At 32.9% G+C, this 23688-nt stretch carries 21 protein-coding genes; 9 read left to right on the top strand and 12 right to left on the bottom strand.

The features are described 5' to 3' along the window. Window positions 1–6: 6 nt before the first annotated feature. The 4 genes from KO515_RS16975 to KO515_RS16990 are packed head-to-tail and all read right to left on the bottom strand — an operon-like array spanning window position 7 to window position 5101. The gene (locus KO515_RS16975; RefSeq protein WP_215937525.1) at window positions 7–2205 is read right to left on the bottom strand and encodes a PepSY domain-containing protein; all 2199 of its coding nucleotides are present in this window, start codon (window positions 2203–2205) and stop codon (window positions 7–9) included. A gap of 10 nt (window positions 2206–2215) precedes the next feature. Further along, entirely contained in the window at window positions 2216–2701 is a 486-nt protein-coding gene (locus KO515_RS16980; RefSeq protein ID WP_215937526.1) for a DUF2271 domain-containing protein, read from the bottom strand. A gap of 13 nt (window positions 2702–2714) precedes the next feature. Further along, on the bottom strand, window positions 2715–4193 hold the full coding sequence (locus KO515_RS16985) for an ankyrin repeat domain-containing protein (RefSeq protein WP_215937527.1): 1479 nt from the start codon (window positions 4191–4193) through the stop codon (window positions 2715–2717). Window positions 4194–4198: 5 nt separating this feature from the next. Then, window positions 4199–5101, bottom strand: a complete 903-nt coding sequence (locus tag KO515_RS16990; protein ID WP_215937528.1) for a DUF6607 family protein — start codon at window positions 5099–5101, stop codon at window positions 4199–4201. Window positions 5102–5202: 101 nt separating this feature from the next. Here KO515_RS16990 and KO515_RS16995 point away from each other — a divergent pair, with 101 nt between their 5' ends. Together KO515_RS16995 and KO515_RS17000 are read left to right on the top strand one after the other, a co-directional pair. Continuing rightward, entirely contained in the window at window positions 5203–7347 is a 2145-nt protein-coding gene (locus tag KO515_RS16995) for a TonB-dependent receptor plug domain-containing protein (RefSeq protein ID WP_215937529.1), read from the top strand. Window positions 7348–7358: 11 nt separating this feature from the next. Further along, window positions 7359–8543 (top strand): HmuY family protein, encoded by a 1185-nt coding sequence (locus tag KO515_RS17000; RefSeq protein ID WP_215937530.1) that lies wholly within the window; start codon window positions 7359–7361, stop codon window positions 8541–8543. A gap of 3 nt (window positions 8544–8546) precedes the next feature. On the opposite strand, the gene KO515_RS17005 is transcribed toward KO515_RS17000, so the two are convergent. The 4 genes from KO515_RS17005 to KO515_RS17020 all read right to left on the bottom strand — a co-directional run bounded on the left by KO515_RS17005 (window position 8547) and on the right by KO515_RS17020 (window position 11996). Continuing rightward, the gene (locus KO515_RS17005; protein WP_215937531.1) at window positions 8547–9410 is read right to left on the bottom strand and encodes a hydroxymethylglutaryl-CoA lyase; all 864 of its coding nucleotides are present in this window, start codon (window positions 9408–9410) and stop codon (window positions 8547–8549) included. Window positions 9411–9543: 133 nt separating this feature from the next. Next, on the bottom strand, window positions 9544–10299 hold the full coding sequence (locus KO515_RS17010; protein ID WP_215937532.1) for a hypothetical protein: 756 nt from the start codon (window positions 10297–10299) through the stop codon (window positions 9544–9546). Between the two features lie 4 nt (window positions 10300–10303). Further along, entirely contained in the window at window positions 10304–10921 is a 618-nt protein-coding gene (locus KO515_RS17015; RefSeq protein ID WP_215937533.1) for a LysE family translocator, read from the bottom strand. A gap of 46 nt (window positions 10922–10967) precedes the next feature. After that, on the bottom strand, window positions 10968–11996 hold the full coding sequence (locus KO515_RS17020; protein ID WP_215937534.1) for a quinone-dependent dihydroorotate dehydrogenase: 1029 nt from the start codon (window positions 11994–11996) through the stop codon (window positions 10968–10970). A gap of 148 nt (window positions 11997–12144) precedes the next feature. Between KO515_RS17020 and KO515_RS17025 the strand changes: the two genes are divergently transcribed. The 4 genes from KO515_RS17025 to KO515_RS17040 all read left to right on the top strand — a co-directional run bounded on the left by KO515_RS17025 (window position 12145) and on the right by KO515_RS17040 (window position 15404). Then, the gene (locus KO515_RS17025) at window positions 12145–12975 is read left to right on the top strand and encodes a universal stress protein (protein WP_215937535.1); all 831 of its coding nucleotides are present in this window, start codon (window positions 12145–12147) and stop codon (window positions 12973–12975) included. Between the two features lie 21 nt (window positions 12976–12996). Continuing rightward, window positions 12997–14226, top strand: a complete 1230-nt coding sequence (pepT, locus tag KO515_RS17030; RefSeq protein ID WP_215937536.1) for a peptidase T — start codon at window positions 12997–12999, stop codon at window positions 14224–14226. A 120-nt stretch (window positions 14227–14346) separates the two neighbouring features. Beyond that, window positions 14347–14712 carry a DUF2200 domain-containing protein gene (locus KO515_RS17035; protein WP_215937537.1) on the top strand — a complete coding sequence of 122 codons (366 nt, stop codon included), beginning with the start codon at window positions 14347–14349 and terminating at the stop codon, window positions 14710–14712. Between the two features lie 92 nt (window positions 14713–14804). Further along, on the top strand, window positions 14805–15404 hold the full coding sequence (locus KO515_RS17040) for a YdeI/OmpD-associated family protein (RefSeq protein WP_215937538.1): 600 nt from the start codon (window positions 14805–14807) through the stop codon (window positions 15402–15404). A 75-nt stretch (window positions 15405–15479) separates the two neighbouring features. On the opposite strand, the gene yajC is transcribed toward KO515_RS17040, so the two are convergent. The 4 genes from yajC to KO515_RS17060 form a co-directional block, all read right to left on the bottom strand. After that, the gene (yajC, locus tag KO515_RS17045) at window positions 15480–15770 is read right to left on the bottom strand and encodes a preprotein translocase subunit YajC (RefSeq protein WP_215937539.1); all 291 of its coding nucleotides are present in this window, start codon (window positions 15768–15770) and stop codon (window positions 15480–15482) included. 24 nt (window positions 15771–15794) lie between these two features. Continuing rightward, window positions 15795–16364 carry a DUF1573 domain-containing protein gene (locus KO515_RS17050; protein ID WP_215937540.1) on the bottom strand — a complete coding sequence of 190 codons (570 nt, stop codon included), beginning with the start codon at window positions 16362–16364 and terminating at the stop codon, window positions 15795–15797. 206 nt (window positions 16365–16570) lie between these two features. Next, entirely contained in the window at window positions 16571–17515 is a 945-nt protein-coding gene (nusB, locus tag KO515_RS17055) for a transcription antitermination factor NusB (protein WP_252723896.1), read from the bottom strand. 107 nt (window positions 17516–17622) lie between these two features. Next, window positions 17623–18726: a Glu/Leu/Phe/Val family dehydrogenase gene (locus tag KO515_RS17060; RefSeq protein ID WP_215937541.1), complete on the bottom strand. Its 1104-nt coding sequence runs from the start codon at window positions 18724–18726 to the stop codon at window positions 17623–17625. A gap of 132 nt (window positions 18727–18858) precedes the next feature. On the opposite strand from KO515_RS17060, the gene KO515_RS17065 reads away from it, so the two are divergent. From KO515_RS17065 to KO515_RS17075, 3 genes are all read left to right on the top strand, one after another. Further along, a complete protein-coding gene (locus KO515_RS17065; protein WP_215937542.1) occupies window positions 18859–20613 on the top strand; it encodes an ABC transporter ATP-binding protein in 1755 nt (584 codons plus the stop codon). Between the two features lie 66 nt (window positions 20614–20679). Then, window positions 20680–21069 carry a PUR family DNA/RNA-binding protein gene (locus tag KO515_RS17070; RefSeq protein WP_215937543.1) on the top strand — a complete coding sequence of 130 codons (390 nt, stop codon included), beginning with the start codon at window positions 20680–20682 and terminating at the stop codon, window positions 21067–21069. 85 nt (window positions 21070–21154) lie between these two features. After that, complete coding sequence (locus tag KO515_RS17075) at window positions 21155–23659, top strand: M14 metallopeptidase family protein (RefSeq protein ID WP_215937544.1); 2505 nt, start codon at window positions 21155–21157, stop codon at window positions 23657–23659. Window positions 23660–23688: the final 29 nt, after the last annotated feature.

The following is a 23688-nucleotide window of genomic DNA, read 5'->3' on the forward strand; positions in this document are numbered from 1 at the left end:
TTTTTTTTAATAACAGTCCATTTTAATTTGCCCATTACTTTCAAACGTGCTTAATGGTTTGTTGAGTTGTTCTGTGGTAATATTATTTAAGACTTCTAGCACTCTATTTTGCATGGCAATAGAACCACAAATCATTATAATTCCGTTGTTAAGCAACACGTTACTTAATAATTCTTGATGGTCTAAAATTATATCTTGAACATAAATTTTGTCTTTCTGTTCTTGTGAATAAGCAATATGAAAACTAGATAATGTGTTTTTTGAGAAAGCAGTCTCAATAATATTTTCATAAATATTTAAAGAATCTTGTGTGCGTCCTCCCCAAAACAAATGTGTTTCAATTTGCTTTTGGTTATCATTAATCATACCTAAAAAAGGTGCTATTCCTGTGCCGTTAGCAATCATTACAACATCCTTTACAGCCGTTGGAAAGTGAAAATCAGCATTACGTTTTACTTGGGCTTTAACGATATCGTTTACTTTTAAATTATTAAAATAATTAGAGCACACACCAAATTCGTGCTTTTTAATACTTAAAATAATATCGTTTTCAATCTTTCCTATAGAATATTGTCGTTCTATAAAATCTACTTCGGGATATAATGATAACAAATCCCCTGAGTCGTATTTCAATTTTTGATTTGGTCGCAATTGGACTAAAAACGAATCATCCGAATTAGGTTCCGTTTTATTAATGACTTTAAATTCCTTTAAAGTTTTTAATTTGATATGAGGTTTTTGAAATTTAATTTTTAAATCTTGATTCGTGCTTTCATTCCATTGGTTTATCCACGTTTTAAACGTTTCAAACGATTGATTATTAATTTTGAAAAGTGGAAGGTGTGCTTCAAATCCTTCTTTCTTTTGTAGCATGTCATTGACTTCAATGGCATATTTACAATAATCAGGGTAACTTAATGAACCAAAACCAATTACAGAATACTGAATGGTTTGATGCTGTTTCACATTTTTAAATAATTTTTCAAAATTTGAAGCACTTATAGGCGCCTCACCTTCTCCATAAGTGGAAGCAAAAATTATGAGATGTTTCGCGCTGTCATAGGTTGAATACTGGTTTAAAGCTGCAATAAAAACCGAATGTCCTGCTCCCAACAACGCTTCAAAATATTGCTTAGCTGAATTGAATGTTTGTCCTGTTTCTGAACCTACCAAAATGATGTACTCAGCATCTTCTTTATTAAATTTATTCTTAATTTTTGAAGTCTCTTTTCGACGCTTTAAGGTCATTGCAAAACCCGAATACATAAAAAACAGAATAGCCAAACTCGCCAATAATAAAACAATAGACCAAACTATAGTGCCTTGACCTGTGTGTAAAATTAAACTCCAATTAGAAAGTAAGGCCGTCCAAGTTGTGTTTTGACGACTGACAATGGCTCCTGAAAATTGATTGACTAGTAACTCTTTATCATGCAACTTTACGATAAAGTAATCTTCAATATCATCTGAGAATGGGAACTCAACACTTTTTACATCACTTAGTTTTATATTTTGAAAGGTTTCAAAATTATTTAATGCCAACTTTTCATCAACTTCAATGGGCTCCGGATAGTTATGTGAGATTTTAGTATCTGGAAGTACATCGAATTTTTCGAGAGAAAGATAAACACCGGTCAGCGTAATGATAACAATAGGAATTAAGGTATATCGACCAATAATTACATGGTAATACTGATTAAAGTTTTCCTTGACTACTTTTGAAAAAAAACGTTTAAATCCTCCTTGACGTTTCAAGATGAGTTTAACTCCTGTAATAGATATTAGAAATAATAGGAAAGAAACGATTCCAATTAAAACTCGTCCTGTCGTTTTTAAAAATAGAGAACGATGTAAGTTAGTTGCAAATTCAAAAACTGGTGCCTTCTTTATTATGTCCCCTAATTTCTCACCTGTAATTGGGTTGATATAGAATGTTTCACTGTTTCCGTCTTTAGTTATAACCGATGCACTGACGAAATCGTTTTTATCAACTTCAAGTGTAAAAACTTCGTCATACTGATTTTTTAAAACACTGAAAGTTTCAGCAAGTGAAATCTCATTAGTACCAGAAACAGCATACCGTTGTAATTGATTTGAAATCGGTTCAAACGCCAAAATAGCACCTGTTACCGATGCTATTAAAATGAATAAAGAAGAAACAACAGCCAAAATTAAATGACTGTATCTCCATATGGAAATGGTCATATATTCAGTTTTATTGCGGCATCATGCGGATATAACGAATAAACCCTTGGCCTTCTACTTTAGATTTTACGCTTTCAGACGTTAATTCTATTTCCACATCACTTTCGTAATATTCCTGATCTTCTACAGCAGATTCAAAACGAAGTTTATAACCTTTATCAATTTTATCGTTATCAATTTCGATAACATTGATGGTGCGTTCTCCGCCACTCACGGTGGCTCCTGTTATAGCATCAATATCAGTTCTTCTTTTGCCATAAAAATTCCACCAAGACTCTACTGTATTATACCATTCATCATCATCGCCAATAACGTTTAGTGTTTCGACATATTCACCTTCAGGATTTAATAAGGAGATGACAATGTAAGCACCTTCACCTGTATAATTTGTCATTTGAATCATACATTTATATTTAGTAGACTCAACCGGCTTAGAGAAAGACACTAGTCCAAATATGATAACGCATAATAATGCTAAAGAACGTATATTTTTCATATTCAAAATTCTATTATTTTAAAAATTCTATGGCAATGTTATTCTTTTTTAGCAACTCATTTTCTTTTGCTAAATCGTATGCTGATTCTTCAAAATCAGTTACAAGATCTTTTTTCGCTCCGTGTTTTATAAGAAACTTAAGAATAGCATCGTCGGTTGCTTTTAATGCTGCTAAATGTAAGGCCGTATTTCCTTCTTTATTTTTTGCATTAATATCTTGATTCATTTTTAAGGCTAATTCTAAGACATCCAAACTATTTTTTTCTACCGCTAAATGAAACCACGTATTTCCGTTTTTCTGTACTTTGGAGAGGTCTACATTGTTAGCTTGAAGTAATTCAAGTTTTTCATAAAACGTTTTTTTGCGTCTTGGAGAATATGAATCAATTAAATAATATGCTAAGTTATTACCTTTCGCGTCTAAAATATCTGTCTTATAACCATTCTTAATTAAAAACCCTACGACATCTGCAGCGTTTCCAACAATCGCTAAAGTTAAAGCGGATTGTCCTTTTTTATTAATAGTACTCGTGGATTTTAAATTTCTAGATAAATGCTTCACCACCTCCAAACTATTTCCAGAAGCTGCATTCATTACCGCATTATTACCATTATCATCCAGGGCATTTACATCTAAACCATTTTTAAATAAATAATTGATTACTTCAAAATCTGTGTTTCTTTTTGCAACGATATGTAATGGAGACACACCTTCGTTGTTGACCACAATTGGACTTAAACCAACTTTTTTCAAAAATTTGTAAACTTCTATGCCATTAGTTGTACCTCTTGCTCCATTTGCAGCAAATATAAATGCTTGATCAGTGCCTTTGATGCCTTTGTCTAAAAGAGCAGTCATCATTTCAATATTTCCAGTCTTAGCCGCATAATTAAAAATACCATTACCATTGGTATCCTTACTATTAATATCTAAACCTTTCGACTGAAAGTAATCTGTTAGCTTAAAATCGTTATCGCTTGGCGCCGCTAATAATATAGCATTTGCCCCATTAGGATTTGCTCTAGTAATCAACTTTGAGTTAGATTTAATCAGTAAATCATAGACTGCTGTATTTTTTTGACCAGCACCTGCCGCAAAATTGATAATCGTATTTCCTTTATCGTCTGTGATATCAGTTTTAGCACCTTTTTTTAATAAATATTTTACTAACTTTTCATTGCCTTTGTATGCTGCCCAAAAAATGTAAGTTCGTCCATCATGTGTTAACTTATTCACATCATTGCCTTTCTGAGACAACAGGTAGGTAATCGTTTTTAATGGAGCCTCTTGCAACGTAGCATAAACAACACCATCAAAATTATTGCCGTTAGCTTCTGCCGGATTATGACCTTCTTCCATTTTTGTTTTAACCGTTTTAACGTCTGGTTTTGTATCCCAAAACTTACGATCTAAGAATACATTATCTTGCCCAAATCCTTGAAATACGAATGCTAATAATATAGCTAAAAAACCTAATTTTAAATTCTTCATGTGTTTTACTTTTTTACAAATGATTCAATTGTAGTATTTATCTCTTCTTCCTTTACAACGTTATCATCAAATAAAAATTTGTAAAGTGGTTTGTTATCTACTTTAGTTTCTAAGACTAAATCTCTATCTCTGCTGTAAACTTCATCCCATTTTGCTCTAACTAAAGCCCATTTATCTTGATTGGCTTTCCACCAATCAATTGTTGCTTGGCATCTGCTATCATCAACCTTTACATAGGTGTTATAGCCTTTTTCTTTAGCTAAAACTACATCTTCTTTTCCATTTTCTCTTATAATTTTAGCATTGTCTTGATCATGTAACCAACCATACTTAGTAATTTCTTGTCTGTTGCCTCTGAGAGTCACATTATAATCACTTCGCTTTGTATATTCTCGTCTTGGTAATGGAGCCGTTGTTGTATTTTCCCAATAATCCTTACCATCTACGTGAACCCATGTTCCCGACCCTTCATAACGTGGACTATCATCTACTTGATATACTTTTTGTGTCCATTGTCCTTTAACAGCATCGCTAGTTTTATTTTCAAAAAGCCACTCATTATCTCCATTATACATATAGAAGTCTGTATTTTCAAATAACCAATCTTGCCTCCAGTGTTTAACGATGTGAGGACTATCCGGACGCCCTACCTGTAATAAATGCTGAATTGAAATTTTATCAGCTTCATCTACAATCGCAACGGCATATTCTAAACCTTTATCCACTTTAGTTTCTGATGGTCTGTAAAGAGAATCATTACTGTAGTTAAACGTTTCACTAAAATTAAACGTGACTTCAAAACAACCACACATGTTCTTTATAGCTGCTTGATCTTGTGATTTTTTATCCTGTGCATTACTATTAAAAGTAAATGCTAAAATAATTGCTAAAACTACGATTTTTCTCATTTTATAATATTTGCTAAGGGTTAAAATAAAAATCAAAAATAATTATTCTTATTTAGAATGAATTAAAATAAGATTCTATATTTGCAGCAAATTTATATAGAATGAGTCTAATTAAAAATAAAAAACTAATTTATTTTTATCTTTTTTTAAGTTGCTTTTTAAATGCACAAGAAAAAGAAAGAGACAGTACTAAAACGGAAGAATTAAAAGAAGTCGTTGTCGTTGGGGAAAGTAATGTCATGTCTGTTAGTAAGAAACTATTTACAGTAAGCACGATAAAAAGGGCCGATATTGATAACTTGGCAGGCTCTAATTTGACAGACATCTTATCTAACAACTTAAATATTACCGTTAGTCCGGATGCTTCATCAGGGCGCTCAACGGTTAGCCTATTTGGTCTTGATGGACAATATGTAAAAATTCTAATCGATGGCATTCCTATAGTAAGCGATAATGGACTTGGAAATAACATTGATATTTCACAACTCAATATAGATGATGTAGAACGTGTAGAAATCGTAGAAGGTTCCATGGGAGTATTATATGGAGATAATGCTGTTGCTGGTGTCATAAATATTATAACCAAGCGCAGTTTAAAAGAAAAAGGTTGGCAGTTACAATTGTCTTTGCAAGAAGAAACGGTAGGCAATGAATTTGAGTTTTTTGATGAAGGCAGACATATTCAAAATTTTAGAGCTACGCATCAAGCCAATGAAAAATTATCATATGCTTTTGGTGTATCTCGAAATGATTTTGCTGGGTATTATAATGGATATAAAGGTCAAAATTATGTCAATATAGAGGATAACTTAGTTGTAAATGACAGTTTACGTGGCACCGAATGGAATCCAAAAGAACAAATTACAGCGTCTGCCAATGTAGATTTAGACTTAGGTAAACATAATATATTTTATAAACTACAATACTATAATGAAGATTTAGATATCTATAACCACATTGTGAACGGGCGGTATGAAAACGGACAACTAAACCCAACGGCATTAGATGAAAATTATAAAACAGACAGATGGGTCAATAATATAAACGTTTCTGGCCCATTGAAAGGTGCCACCAAATATAATTTTTCGTTTTCGTATCAAAATCAGAAGCGCAACTACAAAGAATTCGTTTACAACATCTTTGAACAACAAACACAATCCGTAGAAACTGATGCGTTGAGCCAATCTAGTGAAGTTTGGTACTCTAAAGCCTTTGTAAATAACATTGTATCACAATCCCGTTTCTTTGATTTACAATTGGGTTATGAGTTTACCAATCAATCTGGTTTTGATGCTAACGCCTCTGGAGCTTATTCAAATGCTGTTGTAGAAAATACCATTACTAACTACGAATTATTTGGAATAACAGAGTTTCAACCCACAGCTAAATTATCGATAAATCCAGGAGCTAGATTCACGCATAGTTCTCAATTTGATAATCATTTAATATGGTCCTTATCTTCTAATTATAACTTTACAGAGACATTAAAATTAAAAGCTGTTGTAGGTTCAGCCTATAGAGCACCAAATTTTGAAGAACTATTCTTCTATTTTGTAGATGCAAATCACAATGTGCAAGGAAATCCAGATCTTCAACCAGAAGATGGAGTATCTGTTTTTGTGAATTTAAAAGACAATTTTAAAATTGCTAAAGAAGGGTATCTAAATACCAACTTCAACTTTTTTCATATCTATTTAAAAGATGCTATTTCTAGCATTACTACAGAAGATAATGATGGAAGAACCTTATTTACACAAGATAATATTGACTATAGTTCCCGTTTAGGGTTTACCTTAGATAATAGTTTTATCTACAAAAACTGGAATATTGGACTTGGCGGTACTTATCTCGGAGTTAAAAATGACATCCTAGAACCTGAATCTAATGACACTGATTATTTATGGAGTTTTAATCTTCAAACGTCATTGGCTTATCAACTACCAAACTGGAATACTACCGTTTCTGCGCAATTAAAATACACAGGTGAAACCAAAGGTCTTTTCAGTGATAGTGATGGTAATACGTTTACAGGTGTTACAGAATCTTTTACATGGTTAAACGCTTCCATCCGAACTAAAATCACACCTCATATTGAGGCCACACTTGGCGCAAGAAATATTTTTGATGTTGTAAATATTAACTCAGTAGCTTCTGCTGGAAGTCATACAAGTACAACCTCTACATCTCAACTTATCGGTAACGGCCGATCATATTTTTTAAAATTATTATATAACTTAAATTTTTAACACTAACTATTATGACAAACAGATTTTTAACTTTAATATTATTTATAGGAGCTGCCCTATTTACAAGTTGCAGCAGTGATGATGATGGTACAACAACGACAACTACTCCACCGTCTACAGGTGGCATTATAGATCCTGAAGTTGGCGGATTTAATCAGGCTAATCGCGTGTACGTCGATTTAAGTACTGGAATACAAATCTCATCGCGTCGTGATTCATGGGAAATTGCCGTTTATAATGGTTCTCAAAATAGAGTATACTTAAATAATGCCTTGTTAGTTTCAGCTGTAGAATTAGAGGGTATTACAGATATCACTTCAGTTACAGAAACAACAACGTTAACATCTCCCGTAACTTTAAATGCCTTAGACCAAACTTTTTCGCCAACTACAGTAACAGTTTCTACAGTAGCTGAGTTAATGGAAGGACTTCCTGTAGGATATTACCAATATGGAGATTTAGATGCTGGTATTTCTTTCACTGATAGTAAAGAAGGAGAATTAGCAGGCACTGCATTTGATGAAATCTCTAGTACAGATAGTGATAATAACGTTTACATTGTAAATTTAGGAAACGAAATACCGACAACCAACAATGGAACTTTAAATACTACTGGAGACGCAAGAGGTTATATGAAAGTTAGAGTATTAACCAATGGAAGTAGTTACACTATTCAATACGCTACTTTAGACAATACTGCCGATTACAATGAAATTACAGTTACTAAAGACAGTAGTTACAATCTTACTGCAGTGAGTTTAACCGATGGACAAGTGGTAAGTGTAGAACCAGAAGCTGATAATTGGGATATCGATTTTGGAGGTGTATTTTCGTATTACGGTTTGCAAGGTACTATCGCTGCAGGATTAACATACTCTGATTATACATTGCACAACACACTTGGTGGCGTTGGCTTATATCAAATAACAGTTGAAGATGATACGACTCCAAGCTATACTGATTTCACTATAACAGATGTTAATGAGGCTAGTTTAATTTATAACGATCGTGCCGTAGTTGGTAGTGGTTGGAGAAGTGTAGATTATATGACAGGTGAAACTTCGGTAACAGAAGGTCGCTACTATATTGCAAAAGATACTAATGGCAACTACTATAAATTAAGATTTACTGCTGTAGAAAGTGAAACAGGAGAAAGAGGTTATCCTCAATTTCAATATGAATTACTAGAGGATTAATCCTTAATGATAGACTGAAAATATTTTAGTCGCTTCATTATAAGCACTCTCAAAGCTCATGGCATTTAAGTCATGGGCTTTTTTTTGTGTAAAATATGAAAACATTTTTTCAGTAGGCATATTACCTGTTAAATCATCTTTAGCCATTGGGCAACCACCAAATCCTTGTATAGCTCCATCAAAACGTCTGCAACCTGCTTTATAAGCAGCATCTATTTTTTCGAACCATGTGGTTGGTGTAGTATGCAAATGTGCCCCAAACTCTATATTTGGATACGCAGGAATTAAATTAGAAAATAAATATGAAATATTCTCAGCATCGGAACTGCCAATAGTATCACTTAAAGAGAGAATCTTAACACCCATTTTTGCTAAACGCTCCGTCCATTCACCTACGATATCTACATTCCAAGGATCGCCATACGGATTTCCAAAACCCATAGAAATGTATACCACAACTTCTTTATGGCTTTTATCCGCTATTTCTAAAATTTCAGACAGTGTAACCACAGATTGTGCTATCGTTTTATGCGTATTTCGCATTTGAAAGTTTTCGGAAATTGAAAACGGAAAGCCTAAATAATCAATGTCTTTATGAACTGAAGCATCCGTTGCCCCTCTCGTATTAGCAATAATAGCCAATAATTTACTTTCGGTTTTGCTTAAATCTAATTGCGCTAACACTTCAGCAGTATCTACCATTTGCGGAATGGCTTTTGGTGACACAAAACTACCAAAATCAATAGTATCAAAACCTACACGAAGTAACGATTGAATATATTGTACCTTCTTTTCTGTTGGTATAAAATCCTTAATGCCTTGCATAGCATCTCTTGGACATTCTATTATTTTAACGGCTTTATTCATTGATTCAAATATACATTAATTGAAATTGAAATTAAACTCGAAACTGAATTTGAAGTGAAAACTTTAAGGCTCTGATTATAATATAGATTGTTTATATTATATTGTTAGGAGCTTTAATTTCTGTCTGTTTTTTTTATGCACCGAATAGCAATTCCCCTAAAAAACCAAACCATATTGCAAAACCTGAAATTCCTCCAACCAAACCTGATACTATAAATGAAAATCGATATTTGATAGGAATGATTTTAAAAATAACATAAATTGAAATTGTTAACCCTACTATTAAACTTATTACTGGAATAATCCATTCATTAAATCCTAAATATCTAGATATTTTGAATTCATCTGCATTAAAATTTGACTCAGAATTAAATAATGCACTATAAGAAACTTGTACAAAATTAAACACTTCACGAAGAGCAAATAACGACATAAAAACAGCTAACCAATCTACAACTCTAAATTGATCTTTCCATTTTTTTCGTCTGAAAAATAAAATTAACAAGCCTATAAAACTTGTAAGTAATGTTTGAGCAGGACCTCCAATAGTTATTAATAACTCATGTAACTTATAGGTTTCATTATAAGGATATCGTTCCATCACTATTTTGTCTAAAGCTTCTAACTTTAGTTTTACGTCTTCTGGCCATTCTTCATAATCAATAGTCATGTAGGGCTCTGAAATTTTCTTAATTTCTTTTACATCTTCATCTTCTGAAAAATCTTGAGAATAACTCATGCTTCCATAACTTATTGTGGTGTCATAGCCAAAATATTTTGCAATTGCAATATGACCAAACTCATGTGTAATGGTCCCAATTATTGTAAACAGGATAAAGGATAAGACAATTATAATAGAAAACTTGGGTAGAAAATTGACTTTTAGCATTCTACTAAATTAGAATAAAAATCGCAATCCCAACAAAAACGATAATTTGAAGCCATTTTAAAAACAATCCAGAATTTTTATGTTTTAACGTGTAGGTTTTAATTTGTCCGGCTAACAAGGCAATTGATGAAAAAATAATAAACGACACCAACATAAAAATGCCCCCTAAAATATAAAACTGAATTACTGTACTCATCGTTTCACTAAACAAGAACCCAGGAAAAAAAGCTAAAAAGAAAATCGTGACTTTTGGATTAAGGACATTCATAAAAAAGCCTTGGATAAATAATTGTTTCAGACTTTTTTTAGGTGCAACATTAGAATCCAAATTTAGTTGACTATCAGATTTAAACACTTTATAAGCCAAATACAACAGGTAAATTGCTCCTAAAAGTTTAATACCAAAGAATATGTTTTCATTGGCTGCTATTATCGCAGAAACACCAAACGCAAGTAACGAGGTGTGAATTATACAACCTGTAATTAATCCGCAAACTGTTGCTAAGCCATAAGATTTACCTTGACTAATACTTTGTATTAAAACATAGATATTATCTGGCCCTGGTGAAATAGCTAATGCAGATGTCGCTAAAGCGAATGATATAAGGATGTCGTAATTCAAATTAAGAATATAAAGTTTTCAAATTACGTAAAAACTAATCATTAATTTACTTCAATAAAGCCTTATTAATCTTCTTAATTAAAGAAGGGCCTTCATAAATAAAACCTGTATACACCTGAACCAAATCTGCTCCTGCTTCTAATTTCTCTAATGCATCCTCTGCAGTATGAATACCTCCTACTCCAATGATCGGGAATGCTTTATGGCTTTTATCTGCTAAATATTTAATGACTTTGGTCGATTTTGATTTAATCGGTTGGCCACTTAAGCCTCCATTTCCAATTTCCGTTAATCTGGCATCAGTTGCTTTTAAGCCCGTTCTGTCGATAGAGGTATTACTAGCAATAACACCATCAAGATTAGTTTCAGCAATTAATTCTACTATTTCATCTAGTTGAATATCATTTAAATCTGGCGCAATTTTAAGCAAAATTGGTTTCTGCTTTTCAAAAGAATTATTCGCTTTTTGAACCGTAGAAATCAATTCTAATAAGTAATCTTTATCGTTCAATTTAGCATGACTTCCTACATTCGGACAGCTCACATTAAGCACAAAATAATCGACATACGGATGTAAGGCATTGAAACATTCAAGATAATCCTTGGTATAATTTTCAGGACGTGTTTGGGTATTTTTACCAATATTCCCGCCAATAATGAGTTGTCCTTTATTTTTCTTAAGTTGTGAAATAGCGGCTTGTAACCCTTCATTATTAAAACCCATGCGGTTAATAATCCCTTTGTCATCTTTCAACCTAAATAATCGTTTCTTAGGATTTCCTTCTTGGGCTATTGGTGTTACCGTTCCTATTTCAATAAAGCCAAATCCAAAGTTGGCCAATTCGTTATATAACACGGCATTTTTATCAAAACCTGCTGCTAAACCCACTGGGTTTTTAAACGTTAACCCAAACAACTCACGTTCTAAACCTTTATCTTCAATCACATAAAGCGATTTAAATAGGCTTTTAACTCCGGGAAATTTAGATAAATTCCGAATTAAAGAAAAGGTGAAATAATGTACTTTTTCTGGATCAAAAAGAAATAAAATGGGTCTGACTAAAGCTTTGTACATGAAAACGGTTTTGCATTGCAAAAATAAGGAACTCTAATTTAAATTAAACCATGCTATAAGCCATTAATTTTAGTAGAAACTGTTATATATCATTATTTATGCTTAAGAATTTTACTAACTTTGAATCACTAATCAAAAATAAAATATCATGAAAAAAATTATAGTCCCTGTCGATTTTTCTAAACATTCTGAATATGCTTTAGAAACTGCCGCTGCATTAGCAAAACAACATGACGCAGAGTTAATTGTTATGCATATGTTAGAGATGTCTGAATCTATTTTTTCGGCGTCTAGTAGTGAAAGAGGTGAAGAGAATGCCTTCATGCTTATGGTCGCTAACAAAAAATTTGAAACATTTTTAGATCAGCCGTATCTTGAAGGGTTGGAAGTAAATCCAATGGTTAAGTATCATAAAGTTTTAAAGGAAGTTGCTGAAGTTGCTGATGATGTTAAAGCAGATTTAATTGTTATGGGATCAAGAGGACACAGCGATCACGATGGTGTTTTTACAGGTTCTAATACTGAGAAAGTGGTACGTTATAGTAACACACCTGTGTTAGTGGTGAAATCTCAGCCAAAATCTACTAGTTTTAAACATATTGTATTAGCTACAGATTTTTCTGATAACAGTGTGTCATCTGTAAAAAAAGCTTTAAAATTACTAGCTAAATTAAGTGAAAAAACAACCTTGTTACATATTAATTCTCCAAACTTATCATTTTTAAGTACGGATGAAATTGACGAAAGAATTGCAACCTTCTTAGAGCTTGCAAAGCTTAACGAAAGTGATGTTAATATTGCCCGTATTTCTGACCATAATGTTGAAGATGGTATATTAAGTTTCGCAAAAAGAAATGAAACAGATGCGTTATCTATGATTACTCATGGAAGAAAAGGCTTAAACCATTACTTCTCTGGTAGTATTTCTGAAGATGTTGTAAACCACTCTAAACTTCCAGTGATTACTTTTAAACTTTAAATTTTCAAAACAAATCCTTTTATGCAGCATATCATTGATCGTTTTATAGGTTACGTTACAATAGATACGGAATCAGATCCAGAATCGCAAACCACACCAAGTACCAAAAAACAATGGGACTTGGCCAATAAATTAGTTGAAGAGCTAAAGGCGATAGGTCTAAGTGATGTCACTATAGATGAAAACGCTTATATCATGGCAACGTTACCAAGTAATGTATCACACCATGTGCCTACTATTGGTTTTGTATCACATTTTGATACGTCTCCAGATTTTACAGGTGCCCATGTGAAACCTCAAATTGTGAGTGATTACGATGGAAAAGATATCGTTTTAAATGCTGAAGAGAATATTATTCTGTCACCAGATTATTTTGAAGATTTATTACTCTATAAAGGACAGACCTTAATCACAACGGATGGTACAACACTTTTAGGTGCTGATGATAAAGCTGGGATTACAGAAATTGTAACTGCGATGGAATACCTTATTAATCATCCTGAAATTAAACACGGAAAAATAAGGATTGGGTTCACCCCAGATGAAGAAATTGGTAGAGGTGCACATAAATTTGATGTTGAAAAATTTGGTGCTGATTGGGCTTATACCATGGATGGTAGCCAAGTTGGAGAGTTAGAATATGAAAATTTTAATGCTGCTGGAGCTAAGATTACTGTAAAAGGTAAAATTGTACATCCTGGTTATGCCAAAGGAAAGATGATAAATTCGATGTATTATGCTTCTGAGTTTATTAATATATTACCACGATTAGAAACACCTGAATGCACCGAAGGCTACGAAGGTTTTTTCCATATGCATAATATAGAAGGTAATGTTGAAGAAACCACACTGCAATATATTATTAGAGATCACGACAAGGATAAGTTTGAAGCTCGAAAGGCCCTACTAGAAAAAATCGTTTTCGATTTAAATACAAAATACGAAAGTGAAGTGTTTAAAATTGAAATGAACGACCAATACTATAACATGAAAGAAAAAGTGGAACCTGTAATGCATATTGTTGACATTGCAGAAGAAGCTATGAAAGCAGTTGGGGTAACTCCACTTATTAAAGCCATACGTGGAGGAACAGATGGTTCTCAACTTTCTTATATGGGATTACCATGTCCTAATATATTTGCTGGTGGTCATAATTTTCATGGTCGCTATGAATATGTTCCAGTCGAAAGTATTCAAAAAGCAATTGAAGTAATTTGTAAAATTGCTGAGCTTACGGCTATAGAAAAATAGAATTTATTCTCAATTTACAATTTTGTAAGCAGTAGACGATATCAATTAGTTTACTGCTTATTTTTTTATGCTTAAATTTAAAATCAAAAGGATTTAGTGTTTAACTAAAATACATGTATTATGACCACCACACCAGAACATGACGAACGCATAGCCAAGATGACATTTGCATCAGTTTATCCTCATTATATAACTAAAGTAGAAAAGAAAGGCAGAACAAAAGCCGAATTGCACCAAGTTATCGCATGGTTAACCGGTTTTGATGACACTAAACTACAAGAACTTATCCTTGATAAAGTCACTTTTAAAGCCTTCTTTGAGAAAGCAGAACTCAACCCAAATACACATCTCATTAAAGGTGTAATCTGTGGGTACCGCATTGAAGATATCGAAACACAGTTAACACGACAAGTCAGGTACTTAGACAAGTTGGTGGATGAATTAGCAAAAGGTCGAAAGATGGAAAAGATTTTACGTGGCACTTGAATTGCCTTAATTTTTTAAACTATTTTGTTTAACATCTTATTAATGTCATTAAATTGGACTCATATAGTTTAAGTTATACAAACCCTAACAAAATGAAAAAAGTAATCTCTGTTGAAGGCTATATTGAAAGTAATTCTCACTTCTCAGAAGCCCTTATCTTTTTGCGAGATATCATAAATTCCACCGAATTAGAAGAAACCATAAAGTGGAACATGCCAACATATTGCCTTAATGGTAAGAATGTTTTGGGTATCGGAGCGTTTAAAAATCATTTTTGTATTTGGTTTCATCAAGGTGTATTTTTAAAAGATGAGCAACACTTACTTTACAATGCGCAAGAGGAGAAAACAAAAGCGATGCGACAAATGCGTTTTAATAGTAAAGATGCTATTAATAAAGCTGCTGTTTTATTATACGTAAAGGAAGCGATAGACAATCAACGATTAGGACGAGAACTCAAACCACAGCGCAATACAAAAGCTGTCATAATTCCTGACCAATTAAAAGAAGTTTTACATAGTGATGACCACCTAAAAGCATCTTTTGAAGCCCTTACGTTATCTAAACAACGTGACTATTGTGAGCATATTTCTAATGCTAAACGTGAAGCAACAAAACAAACACGCTTAGATAAAATAGTCCCAATGATTAGTAAAGGCATTGGTTTACATGATAAGTATAAGAGTTGTTAGTTTTTGGTTTTTGTCAAAAAAAAAAAGACTGTTCAAATACATGAACAGTCTTTTAAAATTTATATACTAGTCAGCTTATTTAACCGTAGCTGGTGCATTTAATTTATTACTCATTTCCATGGAAATTGCAGAGCGATCAAATTTTATTTTGCCTGCTAATGTTTCAATAACACAACTGTTATCTTTATCATTTAATTCTACAACTTTTCCGTGCATACCACTTTTAGTAATAACACGAGTGCCTTTAGTTAACTCACTGGCAAACTTTTTCTCTTGTTTAGAGCGTTTCATTTGTGGTGCAATCATAAAGAAATACATCACTGCAAAAATGGCTATAAACGGTAAAAATGATCCTAATCCTTCCATTTAGAAATTATCAATAATTATTAATTAATCGTGGTTGTGTCCTTCGTGACCTGGTTGCGTAGAATATTTTCTTGGAGCAGCAGCATCTGTAGATAAAGGATTAATTGTAGCAGTTCCTGCTGGCTTTGCAGCTTGCTTAGTCGCAGCATTTGGATCAGCCTCAATAAAAGCAGTAATCTTTACTGGTAATTGTCCTTTTTCAGTATTAGTGATCATTGTTAAAGATTTCGTAGTCTTACCGTTACCTTTACCATTAAATTTCACTGTAAATTGACCTGTTTCGCCTGGCTGAACTTCTTTTGTATAATTTGTAGGAACAGTACACCCACAAGTACTTTTAATATCACTAACCACTAACATTGAATTTCCTGTGTTTGTATACTTAAAAATTGTTTCAACAGGTGTTCCATTAGCGATGGTACCAAAATCATGTTCTGTCTTATCTAAAGTTAAAACTGCAAAATCACCAGCGTTAGCATCTCTATCAGCTGCTGCTGCAATATTTTCAGTTTTAATTTTACTTGCAGCATCGTCTTTACATGATGTAAAAGCCACTAAGCATAATGCACTAAGTCCTAAAATTACTTTTTTCATTATTCTATTTTTTTGTTAAAATTTATAATCGATTCGCGAAGTTAATAATTATTTCAACGAATTAAAATTTTTACGTACTTCTTAACAAATATTTGTAAGAAATAGCTTTCAAAACAATTTTGGTTTAAATAATTAACTTTAAATAAGAAACAATTTTAACATCTACCAAGCGTAATACCCAATTAAAATTGCTCTTTTATTGAAGTCTACATTAAACCTCTTCCCGTTTTAAGGTGGATATTTTCAGATTGATATTCCTTTACTATTTTATCTAATATACCATTGATAAATAAACTACTTTTTGGAGTAGAGTATTCTTTGGCAATTTCAAGATATTCGTTAATAGTGACTTTATGAGGTATAGAAGGAAATTTTTGAAATTCGCAAAGTGCCATTTTTAATAATACACCGTCTAAACTCGCTAAACGTTCAGCATCCCAATTCGTCGTTTTTTTGCTAATTTCCTCAGCAAACTTAGAGCTATTTAAAAAGGTTTTTTTAAATAATTCTATTGCAAATTCTTTATCGTCATCATCTTTGTATAAATCCGGTAACAATGCCGTTTCAGGAGATGTCAATTTCAACTTTCGCAGTACTTTTAACATGGCTGTATTTACTACAGGTAAATCATCAACCCACGTTAATTTTTTATCTTCAAAGAAGTCGTAAAGCTTTTCATTTGGTGCTATAATCTCAGTGAACACATCTATTATGAAACTTTTATCTTTCTTAAAACTAGTTTCAGAATCCGCAGTATAAGCCTCGTAGATATCACTTTTTAAAATGGCTTTAAAAAGAATGTCTACATATTCGAAATCTAAATCCCAATAATTCAACTTACGATATTCAATCGTTTCTTGTAACATCTTATTACTGCTAATAAGATGTAATAATTGATTCTCTTGAAACTTCAAATTCAGATTTTTATCCGCATCTGACTTTACAAGTTTATTTTGTCTCTTTTCGTTATGATCCTTGCTCTTTTTGTGTAGTTCAGTAAGCAAGGCTAAAAGCGCTAAGTATAAATCATACATGCTATCTAAACTGTGTAACAAAAACTTTTGTTCTTTTATTAAATCATCACTTTCTGTCCCTTTAAAAGCATACATAGATTGCATAGCTTTAATTCTGATGTGTCTTCTGTTTAGCATGTGTAAGAACTCACTTTTAGTATTGGATTATTTAAAAAGGCGAACCTCTAAAGATTCACCTTGCAAAAATACTATTATTTAATTTTTATAATAGAAAATAATTGAGACTATTTTAAGTTTTCTCGTTTACGTGTTTCAATACGCTCTCTAGCAATATTTAGAGCTGCATTGTGCGTCGTAAGATTATTGACCTTGGCATTATCTAAAATTTCGAGTGTAGTATTATAGATATTCTCAGTCTTACGCATTATTTCTTGTCTGTCGTAATTTTCTAACTCTGCATATACATTGATGATTCCTCCTGCATTAATTAAAAAATCTGGTGCATAAACAATACCACGTTCTTGTAAAATTAAACCATGGTTTTTCTCTTCTGCTAATTGATTATTGGCAGCTCCAGCAATTATTTTTGCCTTCAATTTATAGATAGTGTCGTCGTTTATGGTGGCTCCTAATGCACATGGTGCATAAATATCCATATCTTCACTATAAATATCATTACCTCCGTAAATCGTAACACCATATTTAGAGCGTACTTCTTCTAAACGATCTTGACTGATATCTGAAATAGTTACCTTAGCACCTTCGTTTACCAAATGTTCTACAAGCGCTTCACCAACATTACCAATACCTTGTACGTATACATTTTTGTCTTCCAAAATATCAGAACCAAATTTAAATTTAGCCGCTGCTTTCATTCCCATAAATACACCATAAGCTGTAATTGGAGACGGATTACCTGCTCCACCTTTGCTTTCTGAAATTCCAGTAACATAAGGAGTAACTTCTCTCACAGTATCCATATCTTCAGTTGTCATTCCAACATCTTCCGCCGTAATATAGCGTCCGCTTAATGAATGTACAAACTCACCAAAACGTCGCATTAGTTCTGGTGTTTTTTGTGTTTTGGCATCACCAATAATTACCGCTTTACCTCCACCAAGGTTTAAACCAGTGATGGCAGATTTGAATGTCATACCACGAGATAAACGCAATACATCATTAAGTGCTTCCCACTCGTTAGCGTAATTCCACATTCTTGTACCACCTAAAGCTGGTCCTAAAACTGTGTTGTGAATACCAATTATAGCTTTTAAACCAGTATCTTTGTCGTTGCAAAAAACAATTTGCTCATGATCGTCAAAAGACTGTTGTCCGAAAACCGGATCCATTTTTTTCAGTTCCTTTGAAGATAGTATTTCTGAAGTCATGTTCGTTAAATTTTAGGGTGTTTTAAGATTTTCTAAAAACAACTCGCAAAAGTAAATCATAATTAAAGGATTAGCAAAATATTAACTATTAAATACGATTGTCACAATACCTTTGACCTACTAAAGTACACAATGAAAGCACTAAAACACCTCAATAAATATTTTTATAAATACCGATATCGCATCATTATAGGCATCTTTATTACTATAATCTCCAAGATATTTGCGCTTTTTACACCGCGTTTAGTTGGTGCCTCTATAAATGTTGTTTCTAACCGATTAGATGGAAAAATATCGGAAACCATGTTTAGAAGTGAGTTAATGATTAACATTCTATATCTCGTGGGAGCCGCCGTAGTTGCAGGCATCTTTACCTTTTTAATGCGTCAAACCATTATTAATGTATCGAGATATGTGGAATTTGATCTTAAAAATGAAATCTATCAGCATTATCAAATTCTGTCTTTAAAATTTTATAAAGCCAACCGAACGGGTGATTTAATGAACCGTATTAGTGAAGATGTTGGTAAAGTAAGAATGTACGTTGGTCCTGCCATCATGTACACTATTAATACCATCACCTTATTTGCAGTTGCTATAATTTATATGGTCGATAGATCTCCGTCCTTAACCTTATATACCTTATTACCGCTGCCCTTTTTGTCCGTTGCGATTTATAAATTAAGTCGTTTAATTAATAAACGCAGTACTATTGTTCAGCAATCTTTATCTACACTTTCTGCGTATTCACAAGAAACATTCAGTGGGATTTCCGTCATTAAATCTTATGGCATAGAATCAAGAACCAATGCTGAATTTGAAAATCTATCTGCAGAAAATCGTCAGAAACAAATCAATCTAACTAAAGTACAGGCTTTGTTTTTTCCAATGATGGTATTACTAATTGGAGTCAGTAACCTGATTGTAATTTATGTTGGAGGTATGCAATACATGAATGGCGAAATAGAACAAATAGGAACCATTGCAGAATTCATTATTTATGTTAACATGCTAACTTGGCCGGTAGCCACTGTAGGTTGGGTAACCTCTTTAATACAACAAGCCGAAGCATCGCAAGAGCGGATTAACGAATTTTTAAATACGGAACCTGATATTAAAAATACCAAGGCCCAACCCACTCCAATTAAAGGAGATATAGAGTTTAAAAATGTATCCTTTGTATATCCTGATACTAATATTGAAGCGTTAAAAGATGTCAGTTTCAAATTAAAATCGGGAGAAACTTTAGTGATTCTAGGTAAAACAGGCTCAGGGAAATCGACTATATTAGATTTAATCGGTCGCTTATATGATATTAATCAAGGCTCAATTTTAATTGATAACACCGTTATAACTGAGTTAAATCTTTTCAGCCTAAGGCAAAGTATTGGTTACGTACCACAGGATGCCTTCTTATTTTCAGATACTATAAAAAACAATATAAAATTTGGAAAGGAAGATGCCACGGACGATGAAGTCATAGAAGCTGCACAAAATGCTAAAGTTCATAAAAATATCATCGGTTTTAGCAAAGGCTATGATACCGTTTTAGGTGAACGTGGGTTAACCCTTTCTGGTGGACAAAAGCAGCGTGTATCTATTGCTAGAGCTATTATTAAAAAACCCGATATTCTTTTATTTGATGATTGTTTATCTGCTGTAGATACTGAAACGGAAGAAAAAATACTCAAGAATTTAGTAAAGCTCACTAAAGATAAAACGACGATTATTGTGAGTCATCGCGTGTCTTCAGCCAAAAATGCAGATCACATTATTGTTTTAGATGATGGAAAAGTCATAGAGTCTGGAAATCATGAAAGCCTTATAAATACAGACAGTTACTACAACGAATTATACAAGAAACAACTCTCCGAAAAAGAAATGTAATTATTTGTTGTTTAGGTTACTTTTTTTTTAGATTTTTGGATTGAAATTAAAAAAATAGATTGAGTTATGAGTGATTATGAAATGATGGATAAGGAAGAAATATATTCCAAAGTATTGCGTGCAGGTAGAAGAACCTATTTCTTTGATGTGAGAGCTACAAAAGCTGGTGATTATTATTTAACGATTACGGAAAGTAAAAAATTCACTAACGATGATGGATCTTTTCATTATAAAAAACATAAAATTTATCTTTATAAAGAAGATTTTACTGAGTTTAAAGAAATTTTAGCTGAAATGACCGATTACATTATTAATGAAAAAGGCCAGGAAGTCATTAGCGAACGTCACCAAAAAGACTTTAAGCGTGAAGATGATTTTGTAGTGCAAGAAGCAAAAACACCTGAAGATACTAAAACTACAGATAGCTTTACTGATATTAGTTTCGACGATATTTAAAAAAGTACATCTGTTAAATTATAACAAACCTTGGCAATAATTGTCAGGGTTTTTCTATTTTTAAGCACTAACCAAGCTTATTCCTATGCAACGCATTCTTCTACTCCTTATTCTTACAACCACCACTTTTTTTTCACAATCGCAAACAGAATTATCCTACTACTTACCGCAGAATGCACAATTAAATCCAACCATACCAACACCACAGAGTGTTATTGGACATAACGTTGGTGAATGGCATGTTACGCACGATAAATTAGTAGAATACATGAAGGCTTTAGCCAATGCGTCGGATAGAATTACACTAGAAGATAGAGGCAAAACTTTTGAAAACAGACCACTTCTTTTGCTTACCATAACGTCATCAGCAAATCATAAAAATTTAGAGGCCATTCAATCTGCTCATATTGAAGCTACCGAAACCAATTCGGCAAACTTAGAAAACAGACCTATCGTCGTTTACCAAGGGTTTTCAATCCACGGTAATGAACCTAGTGGATCTAATGCCGCTTTATTAATCGCCTATTATTTAGCCGCAGCCGAAGGTTCAGAAATTGATGATTTATTAAACAACACGGTAATTTTGTTTGACCCTTCTTTAAATCCAGATGGTTTACAACGTTTCGCCTATTGGGCAAATACAAACAAAAACATTAATCTAAATCCAGATCCTAACGATAGAGAATACAGTGAAATTTGGCCTGGCGGACGTACCAACCATTATTGGTTTGATATGAATAGAGATTGGTTACCTGTACAACTTCCAGAATCGAGAGCACGCATAGAAACCTATCATAATTGGTTGCCAAATATTCTAACCGATCATCATGAAATGGGAACCAATGCCAGTTTCTTTTTTCAACCTGGTATTCCGTCGCGCACACACCCATTAACTCCACAATTAAATCAAGATTTAACTAAAGGAATAGCGACCTATCACGCCAAGGCTTTAGATAAAATAGGCTCATTATATTATTCCGAAGAAAGTTTTGATGATTTCTACTACGGAAAAGGTTCAACCTTTCCAGATATTAATGGAGGTATTGGTATTTTGTTTGAACAAGGGAGTTCTCGTGGTCATATACAAGAAAGTGAGAATGGCCTATTAACCTTTCCTTTCACCATTAAAAATCAATATACAGCTGCTTTTTCTACGCTTGAAGCTGCTAATAATATGCGAAAAGACCTATTAGAATATCAACACAATTTCTACAAGAACGCAAGAAACGAAGCCTCTAAAGAAGGTAAAAACGCTATTGTCTTTGGAGATGAAAAAGATGCTGCAAAAACCTATCATTTAGCTGAAACCTTAAAACGTCATCGTATTTCGTTTCACAATTTGAAATCAGATTTTTCTAAAGATGGCAAAAATTATAAAAAAGGCTACAGTTACGTGGTTCCAAAGAATCAAAAGAACACCCGTTTAATCAATGCCATGTTTGAAAAACGAACCACATTTGAAGACAGCTTATTTTATGACATTTCTGCTTGGACATTCCCATTAGCGTTTAACTTAGATTATACAGAAACCACGACTACCAATGCCGGAGATGAAGTCATCGATTTAAAACAACACCAAGGTGGTGTCAGTTCAAAAAGTAACTATGCGTATTTATTTGAATGGCACGAGTATTACTCTCCAAAATTATTAAATACTATTTTAAAGAAAGGTTTAAGAGCCAAGGTTGCCATGAAGCAGTTTAAAGCCAACGGTAAATCTTACGACTATGGAACGATTATGATTCCAGCTAAAAATCAAGATTTAAGCACCACTGAAATTTATAATTTTTTAAATGAAGCAGCACAAGAAACTCATATTTCAATCACGTCAGTTTCCACAGGATTAAATGATGGTATTGATTTAGGAAGCCGGAATTTTAGAAATTTAGAATTACCAAAAATCGCACTTTTAGTTGGTGACGGTATAACCTCTTATGATGCTGGTGAAATTTGGCATTTGTTTGATACACGCTACGATATTGTGGCAACCAAACTCGATACTAAAAGTATGGGTAGAGCAGATTTGAGTCGTTACAATTCGATTATTATGGTGAACTCTTCAGGATTAAGTGAAAACAATACAAAGAAGCTACAATCTTGGATCGCAAATGGAGGAACTTTAATAGCTTATAAAAATGCTTTAAAATGGTTGAACACCAAAAAAATAATGAATATCGATTTTAAAAAGTCCAAATTAATCGCAAAAAATATTAACTACGAATCACGAAGTGATTTTAGAGGTGCACAAGTTATTGGAGGTGCCATTTTTGAAACCGAATTAGACCGCTCCCACCCTATTAATTTTGGTTATAAAAATGATAGATTGGCTGTGTTTAGAAATTCGACCTTATTCATTAATCCGGATAAGAATAGCTATAACAACCCCATTCAGTATAGCAAAAATCCATTGTTAAGTGGTTATATTTCAGAAGAAAATTTAGATAGTATTAGTCAAACAGTGCCTTTCAAAATTCAAAAAATCGGTAGAGGAAAAATAATCGGTTTTACAGACAATACGAATTTTAGAGCCTTTTGGTATGGTACAAATAAGTTATTAATGAATGCTGTTTTCTTTAGAGAAGAGATGTAGATTTTAGTTGCTGGTTGTTGAAAATTATA

It is taken from the genome of Winogradskyella psychrotolerans (assembly GCF_018860545.1).
GTDB lineage: Bacteria > Bacteroidota > Bacteroidia > Flavobacteriales > Flavobacteriaceae > Winogradskyella > Winogradskyella psychrotolerans_A.

Bases quoted from the DNA above. Each gene is read 5' to 3' on its own strand.
- KO515_RS16975 (WP_215937525.1), bottom strand. From the start codon at position 2,205: ATGACCATTTCCATATGGAGATACAGTCATTTAATTTTGGCTGTTGTT.
- KO515_RS16980 (WP_215937526.1), bottom strand. From the start codon at position 2,701: ATGAAAAATATACGTTCTTTAGCATTATTATGCGTTATCATATTTGGA.
- KO515_RS16985 (WP_215937527.1), bottom strand. From the start codon at position 4,193: ATGAAGAATTTAAAATTAGGTTTTTTAGCTATATTATTAGCATTCGTA.
- KO515_RS16990 (WP_215937528.1), bottom strand. From the start codon at position 5,101: ATGAGAAAAATCGTAGTTTTAGCAATTATTTTAGCATTTACTTTTAAT.
- KO515_RS16995 (WP_215937529.1), top strand. From the start codon at position 5,203: ATGAGTCTAATTAAAAATAAAAAACTAATTTATTTTTATCTTTTTTTA.
- KO515_RS17000 (WP_215937530.1), top strand. From the start codon at position 7,359: ATGACAAACAGATTTTTAACTTTAATATTATTTATAGGAGCTGCCCTA.
- KO515_RS17005 (WP_215937531.1), bottom strand. From the start codon at position 9,410: ATGAATAAAGCCGTTAAAATAATAGAATGTCCAAGAGATGCTATGCAA.
- KO515_RS17010 (WP_215937532.1), bottom strand. From the start codon at position 10,299: ATGCTAAAAGTCAATTTTCTACCCAAGTTTTCTATTATAATTGTCTTA.
- KO515_RS17020 (WP_215937534.1), bottom strand. From the start codon at position 11,996: ATGTACAAAGCTTTAGTCAGACCCATTTTATTTCTTTTTGATCCAGAA.
- KO515_RS17025 (WP_215937535.1), top strand. From the start codon at position 12,145: ATGAAAAAAATTATAGTCCCTGTCGATTTTTCTAAACATTCTGAATAT.
- pepT (WP_215937536.1), top strand. From the start codon at position 12,997: ATGCAGCATATCATTGATCGTTTTATAGGTTACGTTACAATAGATACG.
- KO515_RS17035 (WP_215937537.1), top strand. From the start codon at position 14,347: ATGACCACCACACCAGAACATGACGAACGCATAGCCAAGATGACATTT.
- KO515_RS17040 (WP_215937538.1), top strand. From the start codon at position 14,805: ATGAAAAAAGTAATCTCTGTTGAAGGCTATATTGAAAGTAATTCTCAC.
- yajC (WP_215937539.1), bottom strand. From the start codon at position 15,770: ATGGAAGGATTAGGATCATTTTTACCGTTTATAGCCATTTTTGCAGTG.
- KO515_RS17050 (WP_215937540.1), bottom strand. From the start codon at position 16,364: ATGAAAAAAGTAATTTTAGGACTTAGTGCATTATGCTTAGTGGCTTTT.
- nusB (WP_252723896.1), bottom strand. From the start codon at position 17,515: ATGCTAAACAGAAGACACATCAGAATTAAAGCTATGCAATCTATGTAT.
- KO515_RS17060 (WP_215937541.1), bottom strand. From the start codon at position 18,726: ATGACTTCAGAAATACTATCTTCAAAGGAACTGAAAAAAATGGATCCG.
- KO515_RS17065 (WP_215937542.1), top strand. From the start codon at position 18,859: ATGAAAGCACTAAAACACCTCAATAAATATTTTTATAAATACCGATAT.
- KO515_RS17070 (WP_215937543.1), top strand. From the start codon at position 20,680: ATGAGTGATTATGAAATGATGGATAAGGAAGAAATATATTCCAAAGTA.
- KO515_RS17075 (WP_215937544.1), top strand. From the start codon at position 21,155: ATGCAACGCATTCTTCTACTCCTTATTCTTACAACCACCACTTTTTTT.